At 57.5% G+C, this 17,862-nt stretch carries 14 protein-coding genes; 2 read left to right on the forward strand and 12 right to left on the reverse strand.

All coding sequences use genetic code 11. The annotated features are described in order from the left end of the window. Positions 1–42: 42 nt before the first annotated feature. The 4 genes from glmM to rlmE form a co-directional block, all read right to left on the reverse strand. Entirely contained in the window at positions 43–1,380 is a 1,338-nt protein-coding gene (glmM, locus tag JFT81_RS15890; protein ID WP_201228020.1) for a phosphoglucosamine mutase, read from the reverse strand. A 16-nt stretch (positions 1,381–1,396) separates the two neighbouring features. Next, positions 1,397–2,248 carry a dihydropteroate synthase gene (folP, locus tag JFT81_RS15895; RefSeq protein WP_201228021.1) on the reverse strand — a complete coding sequence of 284 codons (852 nt, stop codon included), beginning with the start codon at positions 2,246–2,248 and terminating at the stop codon, positions 1,397–1,399. 8 nt (positions 2,249–2,256) lie between these two features. Next, positions 2,257–4,164 (reverse strand): ATP-dependent zinc metalloprotease FtsH, encoded by a 1,908-nt coding sequence (ftsH, locus tag JFT81_RS15900; protein WP_201228022.1) that lies wholly within the window; start codon positions 4,162–4,164, stop codon positions 2,257–2,259. 202 nt (positions 4,165–4,366) lie between these two features. Beyond that, on the reverse strand, positions 4,367–4,996 hold the full coding sequence (gene rlmE, locus JFT81_RS15905; protein ID WP_201228023.1) for a 23S rRNA (uridine(2552)-2'-O)-methyltransferase RlmE: 630 nt from the start codon (positions 4,994–4,996) through the stop codon (positions 4,367–4,369). Positions 4,997–5,097: 101 nt separating this feature from the next. Here rlmE and JFT81_RS15910 point away from each other — a divergent pair, with 101 nt between their 5' ends. Then, positions 5,098–5,406, forward strand: a complete 309-nt coding sequence (locus JFT81_RS15910) for a YhbY family RNA-binding protein (protein WP_201228024.1) — start codon at positions 5,098–5,100, stop codon at positions 5,404–5,406. A 9-nt stretch (positions 5,407–5,415) separates the two neighbouring features. On the opposite strand, the gene JFT81_RS15915 is transcribed toward JFT81_RS15910, so the two are convergent. The 8 genes from JFT81_RS15915 to grpE form a co-directional block, all read right to left on the reverse strand. Then, positions 5,416–5,820 carry an MFS transporter gene (locus JFT81_RS15915; RefSeq protein WP_201228025.1) on the reverse strand — a complete coding sequence of 135 codons (405 nt, stop codon included), beginning with the start codon at positions 5,818–5,820 and terminating at the stop codon, positions 5,416–5,418. 28 nt (positions 5,821–5,848) lie between these two features. Continuing rightward, a complete protein-coding gene (gene greA, locus JFT81_RS15920; RefSeq protein WP_008088322.1) occupies positions 5,849–6,325 on the reverse strand; it encodes a transcription elongation factor GreA in 477 nt (158 codons plus the stop codon). Next, a complete protein-coding gene (gene carB / locus JFT81_RS15925; RefSeq protein ID WP_201228026.1) occupies positions 6,322–9,543 on the reverse strand; it encodes a carbamoyl-phosphate synthase large subunit in 3,222 nt (1,073 codons plus the stop codon). Before carB ends, greA begins: the two co-directional genes overlap by 4 nt. Positions 9,544–9,669: 126 nt before the next feature. Then, positions 9,670–10,806 (reverse strand): glutamine-hydrolyzing carbamoyl-phosphate synthase small subunit, encoded by a 1,137-nt coding sequence (carA, locus tag JFT81_RS15930; RefSeq protein ID WP_201228027.1) that lies wholly within the window; start codon positions 10,804–10,806, stop codon positions 9,670–9,672. 257 nt (positions 10,807–11,063) lie between these two features. Next, entirely contained in the window at positions 11,064–11,870 is an 807-nt protein-coding gene (gene dapB, locus JFT81_RS15935) for a 4-hydroxy-tetrahydrodipicolinate reductase (RefSeq protein WP_201228028.1), read from the reverse strand. A gap of 9 nt (positions 11,871–11,879) precedes the next feature. Further along, positions 11,880–13,004: a molecular chaperone DnaJ gene (gene dnaJ, locus JFT81_RS15940; protein ID WP_201228029.1), complete on the reverse strand. Its 1,125-nt coding sequence runs from the start codon at positions 13,002–13,004 to the stop codon at positions 11,880–11,882. Positions 13,005–13,301: 297 nt separating this feature from the next. Then, positions 13,302–15,218: a molecular chaperone DnaK gene (gene dnaK / locus JFT81_RS15945; protein ID WP_201147930.1), complete on the reverse strand. Its 1,917-nt coding sequence runs from the start codon at positions 15,216–15,218 to the stop codon at positions 13,302–13,304. Between the two features lie 102 nt (positions 15,219–15,320). Then, on the reverse strand, positions 15,321–15,887 hold the full coding sequence (gene grpE / locus JFT81_RS15950; protein ID WP_201228030.1) for a nucleotide exchange factor GrpE: 567 nt from the start codon (positions 15,885–15,887) through the stop codon (positions 15,321–15,323). 241 nt (positions 15,888–16,128) lie between these two features. Between grpE and recN the strand changes: the two genes are divergently transcribed. Then, complete coding sequence (recN, locus tag JFT81_RS15955; protein WP_201228031.1) at positions 16,129–17,802, forward strand: DNA repair protein RecN; 1,674 nt, start codon at positions 16,129–16,131, stop codon at positions 17,800–17,802. Positions 17,803–17,862 lie beyond the last annotated feature (60 nt).

Genomic DNA, 17,862 nt, shown 5'->3' on the forward strand with positions numbered 1-17,862 from the left:
GGCGCAGATGTTACCCAACACAATCATGGCTTGCAAGCCGTATCAGGCAGAAACTTCAGTTACCAGTTTTGCCAGTTCTTCGGCATAGCTGCGAACCTGAGCTTCGTCCTCGCCTTCGACCATTACGCGCACCAGAGGCTCTGTCCCGGACTTGCGCAAAAGCACACGACCACGACCCGCCATTGCCTGGGTAACACGCGCACTGGCTTCCTTGACAGCCGGATGCTCCAGCGGGTTTTCGCCACCACCAAAACGCACGTTGATCAACACTTGAGGACATTTACGCAGAGCCTGACGCGTTTGCGCCAAACCTTCATTGCGAGCCTTCAGCGCCATCAGCACTTGCAACGCCGCAATGATCGCATCACCGGTCGTGGTGTGGTTGAAGCAAACGATATGCCCCGAATTCTCACCCCCGACCAGCCAATTGCGCTCCAGCAACTCGGCGATAACATAACGGTCACCGACATTTGCACGAATGAACGGAATCGAAAGCTCTGCGAGGGCCAACTCCAGACCAAGGTTGCTCATCAAGGTACCAACCACGCCACCCTGCAGCTTTCCACGCTCATGCAGATCGCGAGCAATGATGTACAACAACTCGTCACCATCAACGATTGCGCCCGTGTGATCGACCATCAAGACCCGGTCGCCATCACCATCAAAAGCGATACCCAGATCCGCGTGCTCAGCCAGCACGGCCGCCTGCAGCTGCCCCATATGAGTTGAACCGCAATTATCATTGATGTTCAGCCCATTCGGCTGCGCTGACAGCACGACAACGTCTGCGCCCAACTCACGGAACACGCTCGGAGCGACTTTGTAGGTCGCGCCATGAGCGCAATCGATGACAACCTTGAGACCAGAAAAACTCGTGCCCGTCGGTACACTGCTCTTACAGAACTCGATGTAGCGACCGGACGCATCGTTGATTCGCGACACCTTACCGATTTTGCTCGACTCGACCACCGTCATCGGCGCATCAAGCAATTCTTCGATCATTAGCTCCAGCTCATCCGGCAGCTTGGTGCCTTTGCCAGAGAAGAACTTGATACCGTTATCGTCATGAGGGTTGTGCGATGCGCTGATCACAATTCCGGCTTCAGCCTGGAACGTGCGCGACAGATAGGCGATTGCCGGCGTTGGCATCGGACCAAGCAACATCACATCGGCACCCGCCGATGTCAGACCGGCCTCAAGCGCCGACTCAAACATATAGCCGGAAATCCGCGTGTCCTTGCCAACCAATACTTTGCAGGCTCCCATCTTGCGAAAGGCCATACCAGCAGCCCAGCCAAGCTTGAGCATGAAGTCGGGAGTGATCGGATAGACACCAACACAACCACGAATGCCGTCGGTACCAAAGTATTTTTTGCTCATAAGTGCTCCATCATTCTTATTCGGCTGATTCCACGGCCGCGATCATTCGCACCACATCTACCGTCTCTGCCACATCATGGACGCGCAATATACGCGCACCCTTGACGGATGCCAGCGCCGCCAGCGCGAGCCCTCCGAAAAGACGCTCGCCTACAGGACGGTTCAAGGCATGGCCGATCATACTTTTTCGCGAGACGCCGACCAGCAACGGCCGACCCAATGCATGCAGAGATTGCATATGCTTGAACAAGCTTAGATTGTGCTGCAGGGTTTTGGCGAAACCGAAGCCGGGGTCAAGAATGACCCGCTCGGCGGGGATACCTGCCAATGCGCATGCCGACATCCGCTCAGCCAGAAACTCGCCCACTTCCCGGGTCACGTCCTGATATTGCGGATCATCCTGCATGTCGCCCGGCTCACCCAGCATGTGCATGAGGCAAACCGGCAAGCCCGTTGCCGCGGCCGCATCCAGCGCCCCATCACGCCGCAGCGAGCGTACATCGTTAATCAAGCCAGCACCTAGCCGCGCGGTCTCGCGCATCACCGCAGGCGTCGAGGTGTCGACCGAAATAATGACATCGAGCTCGCGATTGATCAGCTCGACGATCGGCGCTACGCGCTCAAGCTCTTCCAACGGCGATACAGCGCGCGCGCCAGGCCGAGTCGATTCACCGCCGACATCAATCAGCGTGGCACCGGCCGCGACCATGGCTTCGGCGTGGCGCAAGGCCGCGTCAAGCTGGCTATATCGGCCACCATCAGAGAAAGAATCGGGAGTGACATTGAGAATACCCATGACATGCGTCTGGGCCAAATCAAGAACCCGGTTGCCGCAAGGCAACCGGGTCAGGGACTGTACAGAAGTCATTTCAAGCCTTAAACGTCAGCAGCCGGACCACCAATCGGTGTTTGCGGACGCTCATCCTGAGCAACTGGAGGCGGAGGCGTACCAGTGCCGCCCGTCCAATCGCGCGGCTCACGAGGTGTGCGGCCAGCCATGATGTCGTCGATTTGTTCAGCATCAATCGTTTCGTACTTCATCAGCGCGTCAGCCATGGCATCAAGCTTGTCACGGTTATCCGTGAGAATCTGCTTGGCGGTGCCGTAGCACTGATCAATGATGCTGCGTACTTCGGAGTCGATCAGCTTGGCTGTCTCACCAGAGAAGCTGGCAGCTTGACCACCGCCGCCGCGACCGAGGAATACTTCACCTTCCTCTTCGGCGTACATCAGCGGACCCAGTTTTTCCGACAGACCCCATTTGGTCACCATGTTCCGCGCGATCTGGCTGGCACGCATGATGTCGTTGGAAGCACCGGTGGTAACACCGTCGAAGCCCAAAGTCATTTCTTCAGCGATACGGCCGCCGTACAACGAGCAGATCTGACTGATCAGTGCACGCTTGGACAAGCTGTAGCGATCTTCTTCCGGCAGGAACATGGTTACACCCAACGCTCGACCGCGCGGAATGATGGACACCTTGTAGACCGGGTCATGTTCAGGCACGACACGACCAACAATCGCGTGACCTGCTTCGTGATAAGCGGTGTTCTGCTTCTCTTTTTCGGACATGACCATCGATTTGCGCTCAGCGCCCATCATGATCTTGTCTTTGGCCAGCTCGAACTCTTTCATCTCGACGATGCGTTTGCCGGCGCGAGCCGCAAACAGCGAGGCTTCGTTGACCAGGTTAGCCAGGTCTGCACCAGAGAAACCCGGGGTACCACGAGCGATAACGGCTGGAGCAACGTCGTCACCCATTGGCACTTTACGCATGTGAACCTTGAGAATCTGCTCGCGACCACGGATATCCGGCAGACCAACAACCACCTGACGGTCGAAACGGCCTGGACGCAGCAGCGCCGGGTCAAGTACGTCTGGACGGTTGGTTGCAGCGATAACAATGATGCCGTCATTCATCTCGAAGCCGTCCATCTCAACCAGCAACTGGTTGAGGGTCTGCTCACGCTCGTCGTGACCGCCACCCATGCCGGCGCCACGGTGGCGACCGACGGCGTCGATTTCGTCGATGAAGATGATGCAAGGCGCATGTTTTTTCGCCTGCTCGAACATGTCACGAACGCGGCTGGCGCCTACACCAACGAACATTTCGACGAAGTCAGAACCGGAAATGGTGAAGAACGGCACCTTGGCTTCGCCGGCAATCGCCTTGGCCAGCAAGGTTTTACCGGTACCCGGAGGACCCACCATCAGCACGCCGCGAGGAATACGACCGCCCAGGCGCTGGAACTTGCCCGGATCACGAAGGAACTCAACCAGCTCACCGACTTCTTCCTTGGCTTCGTCGCAACCAGCAACGTCGGCCAGGGTGGTTTTTACCTGATCTTCAGACAGCAGGCGCGCCTTGCTCTTGCCAAAGCTCATCGGCCCGCCCTTGCCGCCGGCACCACCCTGCATCTGGCGCATGAAGAACATGAACACCGCGATGATCACGAGGATCGGGAAGCTGGCCACCAGAAGCTGGGTCCAGATGCTTTGCTGCTCAGGCTGCTTGCCTTCAACCACAACGTGGTTGTCGACCAGATCGCCGATCAGGCCATTGTCCTGGATCGCCGGACGAATGGTCTTGAAGCTGTCGCCGTCGTTGCGCTTACCGGTAATCACATAGCCATCAACGGCTACGCGCTCGACCTTGCCATCCTTGACCTGCTGGATGAAGTCGGAATAGTTGAGGGTCTGCGGCTCGTTAGGGCTGGAGAAGTTGTTCATCACTGTCACCAGGACAGCCGCGATGATCAACCACAGGATAAGATTCTTTGCCATATCGTTCAATTAACTACCCTCTGAAGCAAGCTCCGCTACTGGCGCGCGCTTCGCATGATATTCACCGGCCTAACTTACTACATTACCTACAGCTCTGGCAGGCGCCGTCTGTAACCCTTTGTGAAACACTTTCTACACAATATTCGTTAATGCTGGCCGGGCGAAATACTAAAAACCTATCACCCCGCCAAAAAAACTCGTTTTACTCACTACGACCGCGGTAGCCCCAAGCCAGCATGTATTGCTCGCGGGAGGTGCCACGTGAGGAGTCCGGCTTGATCATCTGGATCTTGTCGAACTTCTTGCGAGCATCCTTCAGGTAAACATCAAACCCTTCGCCCTGAAAAATCTTGATCACAAAATTACCACCCGGCTTGAGTATCCGCTCTGCCAGATCAAGAGCCAGCTCACAAAGGAACATGGCTTTTGGCATGTCCACTTCAGGCGTACCACTCATATTGGGGGCCATATCGGAAATCACAAGGTCCACCTGCGAATTACCCACGGCTTCAAGGATCTGTGCGAGCACTGCGTCCTCGGTGAAGTCACCCTGGATGAAGGTCACGTCAGGGATGCTGTCCATTTCCAGGATGTCCGAAGCGATCAAACGCCCCTGACCGCCAATCAGACGACTGGTGACCTGCGACCAGCCACCGGGCGCCGCGCCGAGGTCGACAACGCTCATGCCGGGACGGATCAGCTTGTATTTCTCCTGGACTTCCAGAAGCTTGTAACTCGCACGCGAACGGTAGCCATCCTTCTGCGCCTGCTTCACATAGGGATCGTTGACATGTCTTTTCAGCCAACCAAGGCTTGTCTTGGAACGCGCCATTGGGCACCTCGATGATAAGGGTCGTGATTAATTGGGCGGATCCACGAACCCTCGGGTAAAATGGCCGCCATTTTACAGAATCCAGACGAAAGGGTCAGATTATGCCGCTCACTCAAGAGCAGAAGAAACAGTACAAATCCATTGGCCACCATCTGAAACCAGTTTTGACTGTGGCTGACAACGGTTTGACTGAAGGTGTGTTAGCCGAACTTGAACGCGCATTGGCGGATCACGAGCTGATCAAAATCAAGCTCAACATCCTCGATCGCGAATCGCGCCTGGCGCACATTGCAGAACTGTGCAAGGTCGGCAAAGCGGACCTGGTACAGGTCATCGGCAAGATGGCACTGGTTTACCGCAAGAACTTCAGCGTCAACAAGCAGCTGTCGAACGTTCATCGCTTCAAGTGATGACAAGGGTCAAGGGTGTGCTTCGCGCACCCTGCCACTCCATCCAGGCACCGGTTGCATCACCAGTACCAGCCCGGAAAAGCCCAGCAACAGATAACTGAACACCTGCCAGCGCTGCGCATCCGGCCAGCCGACACGCACTGCGACGAACATCGCACACGCATACAACGCCATCAGCAGCACTTGCCCACGAAAATCCCGCCATAGACTGGCAAGGCCCTCGGTCTGAATCAGCACCAAAGCCTGAAAAATCACACACGCGGCGGCGAATCCCACCACAGGCACTTCAAACATGCTTGAAATTTCATCGATCAGCAGTGGAGCCAGTTCAATTTGAACCAGCACCGGCTGCAAACCGAGATGAATCAGCCAGAGACCGCCGACCCATAGCATCTGGGTCAGCTGCCAAAGCATGGCGCCCGCATGCAGCGGGCGCCTTCTTTCAGATGTGACGGACTTCGACAATCTCGTACTCGATAACGCCGCTTGGCGTTTTCACGGCGACCACATCGCCCTCTTCCTTGCCGATCAAAGCGCGAGCCAGAGGCGAGCCGACCGAAATCTTGCCGAGTTTGAAGTCAGCCTCATCCTCACCCACGATGTGGTAAGTGACGCTTTCATCAGTCTCGACGTTGGCGATTTCGACCGTAGTACCGAAAATCACCTTGCCGGTATGAGGAATCGTCGTGACGTCGATAATGACCTGATTCTGAATCCGGCCTTCAATGTCACGAATCCGCGCCTCGACCATGCCTTGCTGTTCGCGCGCGGCATGGTATTCAGCGTTTTCTTTCAAGTCACCCAACTCGCGGGCCGTACCGATGTCCTGGCTGAGCTTCGGACGAACGACCTTGGTCAGGTGAGTGTGTTCTTCTTCCAGGGCTTTAGCGCCCTGGACGGTCATTGGGTATTTGATCATGCCTTCAATCCTGCGTGTAGATCCTGCAAGCGACGCACGGTTTTTTCAGGACCGAACTTCAGCGCTTCACAGATAGCTTCGCCAGCAGCAATGGTGGTGGTGCAGTAGATCTTGTGCTGCAAGGCATTACGACGAATGGAGTAAGAGTCAGCGATCGACTGACGACCTTCGGTGGTGTTGATGATCAGCGTGACTTCGTCATTCTTGATCATGTCGACCACGTGCGGACGACCCTCGGTCACCTTGTTCACACGGCGCACTTTCAGGCCTGCGGCTTCGATCAGCTTGGCAGTACCGGCAGTGGCAACCACTTCGAAGCCCAAGTTGATCAGATCACGGGCCACGCCCGCAACCAGTGGCTTGTCGTCGTCACGCACGCTGATGAACGCAGTACCGCCAGTCGGCAGCACTTCGCTCGCGCCCATCTGGGCTTTGGCGAACGCTTCACCGAAGGTGTCGCCAACGCCCATCACTTCACCGGTCGACTTCATCTCTGGGCCGAGGATCGGGTCAACACCAGGGAATTTGGCGAATGGGAACACCGCCTCTTTCACGCTGTAGAAGTTCGGAATGATTTCTTTGGTGAAGCCGATTTCTTTCAGGGTTTTACCCGCCATTACGCGAGCCGCGATCATGGCCAGGGAAACACCGATGCACTTCGACACGAACGGTACGGTGCGCGAAGCACGCGGGTTGACTTCGATGACGTAGATATCGTCACCTTGCAGCGCCAACTGCACGTTCATCAGGCCGATTACACCCAGTTCCAGGGCCATTTTCTTGACCTGCTCACGCATTTCGTCCTGGATGTGTGCCGGCAGCGAGTACGGCGGCAGCGAGCACGCGGAGTCACCGGAGTGAACGCCAGCCTGTTCGATGTGCTGCATGATCGCGCCGATCACCACGTCTTTGCCGTCGCAGACCGCATCCACGTCCATTTCGATGGCGCAGTTGAGGAAGTGATCCAGCAGCACCGGGCTGTCGTTGGACACTTGAACCGCTTCACGCAGGTAGCGCTTGAGCTCTTCTTCTTCGTAAACGATTTCCATCGCACGACCGCCCAGTACGTAGGACGGACGCACCACCAGCGGGTAACCGATCTTGGCAGCGGCACGAATGGCTTCGTCTTCGCTGCGCACGGTCGCGTTTGGCGGCTGACGCAGGTTCAGGCGTTGAACCATTTGCTGGAAACGCTCACGGTCTTCGGCACGGTCGATGGCGTCAGGGCTGGTGCCGATGATCGGCACGCCAGCGGCTTCCAGAGCACGAGCCAGTTTCAGCGGGGTTTGGCCGCCGTACTGGACGATCACGCCTTTCGGCTTCTCGACGCGAACGATTTCCAGCACGTCTTCCAGGGTTACTGGTTCGAAGTACAGACGATCGGAAGTGTCGTAGTCGGTGGACACGGTTTCCGGGTTGCAGTTGACCATGATGGTCTCGTAACCGTCTTCGCGCAGCGCCAGTGCCGCGTGTACGCAGCAGTAGTCGAACTCGATGCCCTGGCCGATACGGTTTGGACCGCCGCCGAGGATCATGATCTTGTCGCGACCCGATGGTGCCGCTTCGCACTCTTCTTCGTACGTCGAGTACAGATAAGCGGTATCAGTGGCGAACTCGGCCGCGCAGGTGTCAACGCGCTTGTAGACCGGGAAAATTTCCAGCTTGTGACGATGCGTACGCAGGCTCTTCTCGGTCACACCCAGCAGCTTGGCCAGACGCTGATCGGAGAAGCCTTTGCGCTTGAGCTTGAACATCAGGTCGCGATCGATGCTGGTCAGACCCAGGGTCTTGACCTTCTCTTCGTCCTTGATCAGATCTTCCATCTGCACCAGGAACCAACGATCGATCATGGTCATGCTGAAGATGTCGTCAACGCTCATGCCGGCGCGCATTGCGTCCGCCACGTACCAGATACGCTCAGCGCCCGGCACGGTCAGTTCGCGCTTGAGCACGCTCATGCTTTCCGGGTTGCTCAGGTCTACTTTCTCGTCCAGACCGCAAACGCCTACTTCCAGACCGCGCAGAGCTTTCTGCAGGGATTCCTGGAAGGTACGGCCGATGGCCATGACTTCACCGACGGATTTCATTTGCGTGGTCAGACGCGCGTCAGCCTTGGCGAATTTTTCGAAGGCGAAACGTGGCAGCTTGGTCACGACGTAGTCGATGGACGGCTCGAAGGACGCCGGGGTCTTGCCGCCGGTGATGTCGTTCGACAGTTCGTCGAGGGTGTAGCCCACTGCCAGTTTGGCGGCGACTTTGGCGATCGGGAAACCGGTGGCTTTCGAAGCCAGCGCCGAGGAACGCGATACACGCGGGTTCATTTCGATCACGACCATACGGCCAGTGTCCGGGCAGATACCGAACTGAACGTTGGAACCGCCAGTCTCCACGCCGATCTCGCGCAGTACCGCCAGAGAGGCGTTACGCAGGATCTGGTATTCCTTGTCGGTCAGGGTCTGAGCCGGGGCAACAGTGATCGAGTCACCGGTGTGCACGCCCATCGGATCGAAGTTCTCGATCGAGCAGACGATGATGCAGTTGTCCTTTTTGTCGCGGACAACTTCCATTTCATATTCTTTCCAGCCAATCAGCGATTCGTCGATCAGCAGCTCTTTGGTCGGCGACAGGTCGAGACCGCGGGCGCAGATTTCTTCGAACTCTTCACGGTTGTAGGCGATACCGCCACCAGTGCCGCCCATGGTGAAGGACGGACGGATGATGCAAGGGAAGCCAAGGGTCTCGAGGACGGCGTTGGCTTCTTCCATGCTGTGGGCGATACCGGAACGCGGGCACGCCAGGCCGATGGATTTCATCGCCTTGTCGAAACGCGAACGGTCTTCAGCCTTGTCGATGGTATCGGCGTTGGCGCCGATCATTTCTACGCCGAACTTCTCCAGAACGCCTTCGCGCTCCAGGTCCAGGGCGCAGTTCAGAGCAGTCTGACCACCCATGGTTGGCAGCAGCGCATCTGGACGCTCTTTCTCGATGATCTTGGCAACGGTCTGCCATTTGATCGGCTCGATGTAAGTTGCGTCGGCCATGGACGGGTCGGTCATGATGGTGGCCGGGTTGGAATTCACCAGAATGACGCGGTAACCCTCTTCGCGCAGGGCTTTACAAGCCTGGGCGCCGGAGTAATCGAATTCGCAGGCCTGGCCGATAACGATCGGGCCAGCGCCGAGAATCAGGATGCTTTTAATGTCTGTACGTTTTGGCATGGGTTTGTCACTCAAATCCGCAGGTCAGTCGGCAAGCCGTCTTGATCGATTTCTGAAGCCTCGAAGGGGCCGCCGGTGCCGGGGCCACCCTCGAGGGGCTTCTCTCTACAGTCTCAAGGCGAACGCTTAGCGTTGCTTGGCCATCTCGTTGATGAAGCGGTCGAACAGTGGCGCAACATCGTTCGGGCCCGGGCTCGCTTCAGGGTGACCCTGGAAGCTGAACGCGCTCTTGTCGGTGCGCTCAATGCCTTGCAGGGTGCCGTCGAACAGCGATTTGTGGATCGCGCGAACGTTGGCAGGCAGAGTTTCTTCGTCTACCGCAAAACCGTGGTTCTGGCTGGTGATCATCACGACGCCAGTGTCCAGATCCTGTACCGGGTGGTTGGCACCGTGGTGGCCGTGGCCCATTTTCAGGGTCTTGGCGCCGGAGGCCAGAGCCAGCAACTGGTGGCCGAGGCAGATGCCGAATACCGGGATGTCGGTATCCAGAACTTCCTTGATCGCCTTGATCGCGTAGTCGCATGGCTCCGGATCACCAGGGCCGTTGGACAGGAACACACCGTCCGGCTTCAGTGCCAGTACGTCGGCAGCCGGGGTTTGCGCCGGCACCACGGTAACGCGGCAGCCGCGCTCGACCAGCATGCGCAGGATATTGACCTTGACGCCGTAGTCGTAGGCAACCACGTGGTATGGCAGCTCGGAAGCATCGATGGTCGCGTGGCTGTCAGTCTTCAGATCCCAGACAGTCGAGCGCCATTCGTATTGAGTCTTGGTGCTGACGACTTTCGCCAGATCCATGCCCTTCAGGCCAGGGAAGCCTTGCGCAGCGGCAATCGCGGCTTCTTCGGAAATGTTGTCGCCGGCCATGATGCAGCCGTTCTGTGCGCCTTTTTCACGCAGGATTCGGGTCAGGCGACGGGTGTCGATACCGGCGATGGCCACAACGTTGTTGGCTTTCAGGTAATCGGACAGGGACATCGTGTTACGCCAGTTGCTCGCTACCAGCGGCAGGTCACGAATAACCAGGCCAGCGGACCATACGCGGTTGGACTCGGCGTCTTCCGGCGTGGTACCGGTGTTGCCGATGTGGGGGTAAGTCAGGGTAACGATCTGTTGGGCGTAGGAAGGATCGGTAAGGATTTCCTGATAGCCGGTCATTGCGGTGTTGAACACCACCTCACCAACGGTTTGACCGTCGGCACCAATGGCTTCGCCGCGAAAAATGCTGCCATCAGCAAGGGCAAGTATGGCTGGCTTAGTCAAGAAGACCTCCCGTAAATAACGCATGAAAGGGCGATCGCAGGTTGTAAAAAAGCGGAGTGACGTATGGACACGTCACCCCGCTTCTTCACTGAATTATTCTGCGCGCTTTTAGTGGACACACTAAAGCTGTAGCTTACAGAAAAAGGCTTTTTTGGTCCACCGCTAATGAGCCTAAAAGGCCGGAGAATGCGACAGGACGTCGCTCGGTGGTGAAAAACCAGCGCAAACAGGGCGTTTGCGCTGGATCAAGCGACAGCTTAACGCAGGTCGAGGACGTCCTGCATGTCGTAAAGACCCGGCTCGCGACCGTCCAGCCACAGCGCGGCACGCACCGCACCCTTGGCGAAGGTCATGCGACTCGAAGCCTTGTGAGTGATCTCCAGGCGCTCGCCCTCGCAGGCAAACAGCACGGTGTGATCACCCACTACATCACCACCACGCACGGTGGCAAAACCGATGGTTTCACGCTCGCGGGCGCCGGTGTGACCTTCACGGCCGTAGACCGCAACCTTCTGCAAATCACGATCCAGCGCATTGGCGATCACTTCACCCATGCGCAACGCCGTACCCGACGGTGCATCGATCTTGTGGCGGTGATGAGCTTCGATGATTTCGATGTCCGCGTCGTCACCCAGCACCCGCGCGGCCATGTCCAGCAGCTTCAGCGAAAGGTTGACGCCGACACTGAAGTTGGCCGCGAACACGATAGGAATGTCCTTGCCCGCCTCGACCAGCAACTGCTTTTGCGCCGCGTCCAGCCCAGTGGTGCCGATGACCATGGCCTTGCCCGCCTTGCGGCAGAACGCCAGATTTTTCAGCATCACTTCCGGAAGGGTGAAATCGATCAGTACGTCGAACTCTTCCGCTACCGCTTCAACATGACCGCACAGCGGCACGCCGATACGCCCCAGCGAAGCCAGCTCACCGGCATCGACGCCAATCAGCGTGCTGCCGGGGCGAACGATCGCAGCAGTCAGACCGGTCAGTGGCGCGCGCTGCTGCACGGCCTCGACCAGAATTTTGCCCATGCGCCCGGCGGCGCCCATCACAGCTATACGTCGCATGCCGACTCCTTACAGATCGCCGAAGAAACGCTTCACACCGTCGAACCAACCGGTGGTTTTCGGCGAGTGGCTGTTGTCATCCGCCAGCGAGCCGCGGAACTCTTCCAGCAATTCACGCTGACGACGATTCAGATTGACCGGCGTCTCGACCGCTACGCGGCACATCAAATCGCCCGCACCGCCACCACGTACTGGCGCAACGCCTTTGCCACGGACACGGAATTGCTTACCGGTCTGAGTGCCTTCGGGGATTTTCAGTTTGACGCGACCGTCGAGGGTCGGAATTTCCAGCTCGCCGCCAAGTGCCGCATCGACGAAGCTGATCGGCACTTCGCAGAACAAGTGCTTGCCATCGCGCTGGAAAATATCGTGCTCACGAACGTTGATGACCACGTACAGGTCACCCGTTGGTCCGCCCTGCGTGCCCGCTTCGCCTTCACCGGACAGACGAATGCGGTCGCCGGTATCGACGCCGGCCGGCACTTTAACCGACAGGGTTTTGTACTCTTCCACACGACCGTCACCGTGACAGGAATCACACGGATCGGAAATGATCTTGCCCTGGCCATGGCAACGCGGGCAGGTCTGCTGCACCGAGAAAAAGCCCTGCTGCATGCGCACTTGACCGATACCGCCGCAAGTCGGGCAGGTCGATGGCGACGAGCCTTTCTTCGCGCCAGAACCATCGCACGGCTTGCAATTGACCAGCGTCGGAACGCGGATATTCACCGACGTACCGCGCACCGCTTCTTCCAGGTTCAGCTCCAGGGTGTAGCGCAAATCGCTGCCACGCTGAGCGCCGCCACGGGAACCGCCGCGACCACCACCGAAGAAATCACTGAAGACATCGCCAAAGATGTCAGAGAAGTTCTGACCGCCGAAACCGGCACCGCCGCCACCCATGCTTGGATCGACACCGGCATGACCGTACTGATCGTAGGCCGCACGCTTGCTGGAATCGGACAGTACTTCGTAGGCCTCGTTGGCCTCTTTGAACAGCTCTTCCGACGCTTTGTCATCGGGATTACGGTCCGGGTGGTGCTTCATCGCCAGACGGCGATAGGCCTTTTTCAGGTCCGCATCGCTTGAGCCACGCTCAACACCCAACACTTCGTAATAGTCACGCTTTGCCATAAGTCTTCTGCACTCTTGAGGACGTCGGGCAAACCCCTCCTGAGGATCGCCAAACTCGCTGAGCCCCAATACAGGCCCGGACCCAACTCACGTCAATTCAACGATCCTGGTCTTTGATTCATGCGGTACTTGCGGCGCGAAAAGCAGGAGCATTTTCGGCCATACCACCAGCATCCGAGCGTTGTCGCATGCTGTAAAAATTCGCGTATTCCAGATACGCCAACGCGGGAGCTAGCTCCCGCGCGGCGACATCCTACCAGTCACCGCCCAAAGGCAGTCAACCGGCCGACCAACAACTTACTTGTGGTCTTTAACTTCTTCGAACTCGGCATCGACAACATCGTCAGCCTTTTCAGCTTTCTCGTCGTGCGGTGCCGCGCCTTCAGCAGGCTGAGCCTGTTCGGCGTACATCTTCTGAGCAACCGGAGCAGAGACTTTCGACAGCTCTTCAACCTTGGCTTCGATGGCAGCCTTGTCGTCGCCTTTGACAGCGGCTTCCAGGGCAACCACGGCAGCTTCGATTGCGACCTTCTCTTCAGCGGTCACTTTGTCGCCAGCATCAGCGATCATCTTGCGAGTCGAGTGAACCAGTGCGTCACCCTGATTGCGAGCGCCGGCCAGTTCTTCGAACTTGCGGTCTTCTTCAGCGTTCACTTCAGCATCACGAACCATTTGCTGAATTTCTTCGTCGGACAGACCGGAGTTGGCCTTGATCACGATCGACTGAGTCTTGCCGGTAGCCTTGTCCTTCGCACCAACGTGCAGGATGCCGTTGGCGTCGATGTCGAAAGTCACTTCGATCTGTGGCACACCACGTGGAGCAGGTGGAATGTCGGCCAGGTCGAACTTGCCCAGGGACTTGTTCTGTGTGGCTTGCTTACGCTCGCCCTGCAGAACGTGAATGGTCACAGCGCCCTGGTTGTCATCGGCAGTCGAGAACACTTGCGATTTCTTGGTAGGAATCGTGGTGTTTTTCTCGATCAGCGCGGTCATCACGCCACCCATGGTTTCGATACCCAGGGTCAGCGGGCTGACGTCGAGCAGCAGCACGTCTTTCACGTCACCGGCCAGAACAGCGCCCTGAATCGCAGCACCCATGGCAACAGCTTCGTCCGGGTTAACGTCCTTACGCGCTTCTTTACCGAAGAAATCGGTCACCAGCTTCTGCACCAGCGGCATACGCGTCTGACCACCGACCAGGATTACGTCGTTGATCGCGCCAACGTCCAGACCCGCGTCTTTCATGGCGATGCGGCAAGGTTCGATGGTGCGCTGAACCAGGTCTTCAACCAGTGCTTCGAGCTTGGCACGCGAAATCTTCACGTTCAGGTGCTTAGGACCGGTCGCATCTGCAGTGATGTACGGCAGGTTGACGTCGGTCGACTGAGCGGACGACAGCTCGATCTTGGCTTTCTCAGCGGCTTCTTTCAGGCGCTGCATGGCCAGCGGGTCACCTTTAAGGTTCATGCCGCTTTCTTTCTTGAATTCGTCGACGAGGTAGTCGATCAGACGAATGTCAAAGTCTTCACCGCCCAGGAACGTGTCACCGTTGGTGGCCAACACTTCGAACTGGTGCTCGCCGTCAACTTCAGCGATCTCGATCACGGAGACGTCGAAAGTACCGCCACCCAAGTCATAAACGATCACGGTGTGATCGCCCTTGGCCTTGTCCATACCGTAAGCCAGAGCGGCTGCGGTTGGTTCGTTGATGATACGTTTTACGTCCAGACCGGCGATGCGACCGGCATCTTTGGTCGCCTGACGCTGGCTGTCGTTGAAGTAGGCCGGAACGGTGATCACCGCTTCGGTCACTGGCTCGCCAAGGTAGTCTTCGGCGGTCTTCTTCATTTTCTTCAGAATTTCGGCCGAGATTTGTGGCGGTGCCATCTTCTGGCCGTTCACTTCAACCCAAGCGTCGCCGTTGTCGGCCTTGGCGATCTTGTAAGGCACCATCTGAATGTCTTTTTGCACAACTTCTTCGTCGAAACGACGACCGATCAGACGCTTTACTGCGTACAGAGTGTTGTGCGGGTTGGTTACAGCCTGACGCTTGGCCGACTGACCTACCAGGATTTCGCCGTCGTTGGCGTAAGCGATGATCGACGGCGTGGTACGCGCGCCTTCAGCGTTTTCAATAACTTTTGCTTTGCCGTTTTCCAGCACGGAGACGCAGGAGTTGGTAGTCCCCAGGTCGATACCGATAATTTTGCCCATGTTAACTCTCCCGAAACTTTGGATTTGGATGCCGCAGCAGTGGTGGCTGACTGCGGTAGCACTTAAACGCTTGACTTCTAAATGGGGGCCTTGCGACTAATTTCAAGCCTTCTCGTCAATCGAAGGCGAAATTGGCGCTGGCGCCTTACTGACCACAACCATGGCCGGGCGCAACAGGCGACCGTTGAGCTGGTAGCCCTTCTGAAACACCTTCAGAACGCTGTTCGGTTCCACGTCGGCGCTTTCCTGCATGGCCATCGCCTGATGGTGAACGGCGTTGAACGGTTCGCCATGCGGATCGATGGCTTCAAGCTGATAACGCTTGAGGGTGTCGTGGAACATTTTCAGCGTCAGCTCGATGCCTTCACGCATCGGACGGATGCTTTCGTCGTCCGGGTTCGACAGCTCGAGGCCGCGCTCCAGGCTGTCGACGATCGGCAACAGATCGCTGGCGAATTTCTCCAGCGCAAATTTGTGCGCCTTTTCGACGTCCTGTTCGGCACGGCGGCGGACGTTCTGCAGATCGGCAGCTACACGCAGAGACTGATCCTGCGCTGCGGCCAATTGCTCTTCGAGCACTTGTACACGGGTCGCCAGGTCGTCACCCGAACCCTCGGGCGCCTGATTGGCTTCTGGGTTTTGCTTATCTACTGTCTGTTCGTCAGCCATAGAATTCTCCTTTCAATATCGTCCGCGAGTTCGACTCACGCTTCTGCCCCGATATATGGGGCCGCAAAATCAGGCTTCAAGGGCCTTCACGCATTTAACCCTACAAAAAAGTGCTGATTTTTCATTCCTCGATGCGCTAAGCATTCAGATCAATCAAGCAAATCGAGCTAAGCGAGGGCATTGTCAGCTCGAAACAAAACACTGTATAAATAACCAGACCTAAAGCTTGGGAGCGGCCTTTATGCTGGTGCACCTGTCCGTACACAACTACGCCATCGTTGAACATCTCGATCTTGAACTCGATCGCGGGATGAGCGTGATCACAGGGGAAACCGGCGCCGGCAAGTCGATCATGCTTGACGCACTGGGCCTGGCCCTCGGCGATCGCGCCGACAGCGGCGTGGTTCGCCCTGGGGCCGACAAGGCCGATATTCTGGCGACCTTCGACCTGGTCGACATTCCCGAAGCCCACGCCTGGCTAGCCGAGCGCGATCTGGACATCGACGGCCCCTGCATCCTGCGCCGGGTCATCACTTCGGAAGGACGCTCGCGCGGCTATATCAATGGCACGCCCTGCCCGCTTGGCGATCTCAAGTCCCTCGGCGAATTGCTGATCGATATCCACAGCCAGCACGAACACCAATCGCTACTTAAAACCGATACCCATCGCCGCTTGCTGGACGAATACGCGGGCGCCACGGATCTGGCCCGCCAGGTTCACCTGGCTGCCCAGCGCTGGCGCCAGACTCGCCAGGAACTGGAACGCCTCTCCAATTCGGGCGATGAGCAACGTGCTCGTCATCAATTGCTCAGCTACCAACTCGAAGAACTGGAAAATCTCGGCCTCGGCGATAACGAGCTCGAACAGCTGGAGCAGGAACACAAAAACCTGACCAACGCCGAAACCTTGCTGGGTATCTGCCGGCAAGTGGTTGAGCAGTGCAGCGAAAGCGACTCAGGCAATGTGCTGAACGCCCTGACCGCCAGTCTTAATCGCCTGTCGAGCGTAAACAACTCCGTCGGCGCCCTGGGCGAAGCCAGCAGCTTGCTGACCAGCGCACAGATTCAGGTAGAGGAAGCCGTCGGTGAACTCAATCGTTTCCTCGACAACTTCGATGCCGATCCGGCGCGCCTGCAATATCTGGAGGAGCGCCTCGACGCCATATATACGCTGGCGCGCAAACACCGGATCCAACCGACCGAGGTCGGGGAAATGCAGCAGAAACTGCTGGATGAAATCGAAACCCTCAATGCCAATGATGAATCCATCGAGCGGCTGGGTGAAGAGCTGGCATCCTTTGCCCGTCACTATCAGGAAAAGGCTCGGGAACTGAGTGATCTGCGCCATCAGGCGGCGGGCAGCCTTGCCAGCGCGGTGGAACAGGAGATCCAGCGCCTGGGCATGCCCGGTGGTCGTTTCACCATTGAGCTGCGCGCCAACAGCAGTGACGAACTGCTGCCCAACGGTCTTGAGCAGGTCGAGTTGCTGGTCAGCGCCAACCCCGGCCAACCACTCAAAGCGCTGGCGAAAGTGGCATCGGGTGGTGAACTGTCACGGATCAGCCTCGCGATTCAGGTCATCACCGCCCAAACATCCCGCGTACCGACTCTGGTATTCGACGAAGTGGACGTCGGCATTGGTGGCCCGACAGCCGAAATTGTCGGTCAATTGTTGCGCCGGCTCGGCGAACGCGGCCAGGTACTGACCGTGACTCACTTGCCGCAAGTGGCGGCACAGGGTCACCAGCATTTGTTCGTACACAAGGTACGTGGCGAGCAAGCAACGCACACCGCCGTGTCCAAACTGAGCAAGAACGATCGCATAGAAGAAGTGGCGCGGATGCTCGGCGGCATCGATCTGACCAAGGAATCCTTGGCTCACGCGAAAAAAATGGTCGTTACCGCCAAAGTTTAAGATTCACATGCGACAGAAAGCACGAAGGCGACCCTTGGGTCGCCTTCGTTCGTTTCGCGA

This window comes from Pseudomonas sp. TH43 (assembly GCF_016650635.1).
GTDB lineage: Bacteria > Pseudomonadota > Gammaproteobacteria > Pseudomonadales > Pseudomonadaceae > Aquipseudomonas.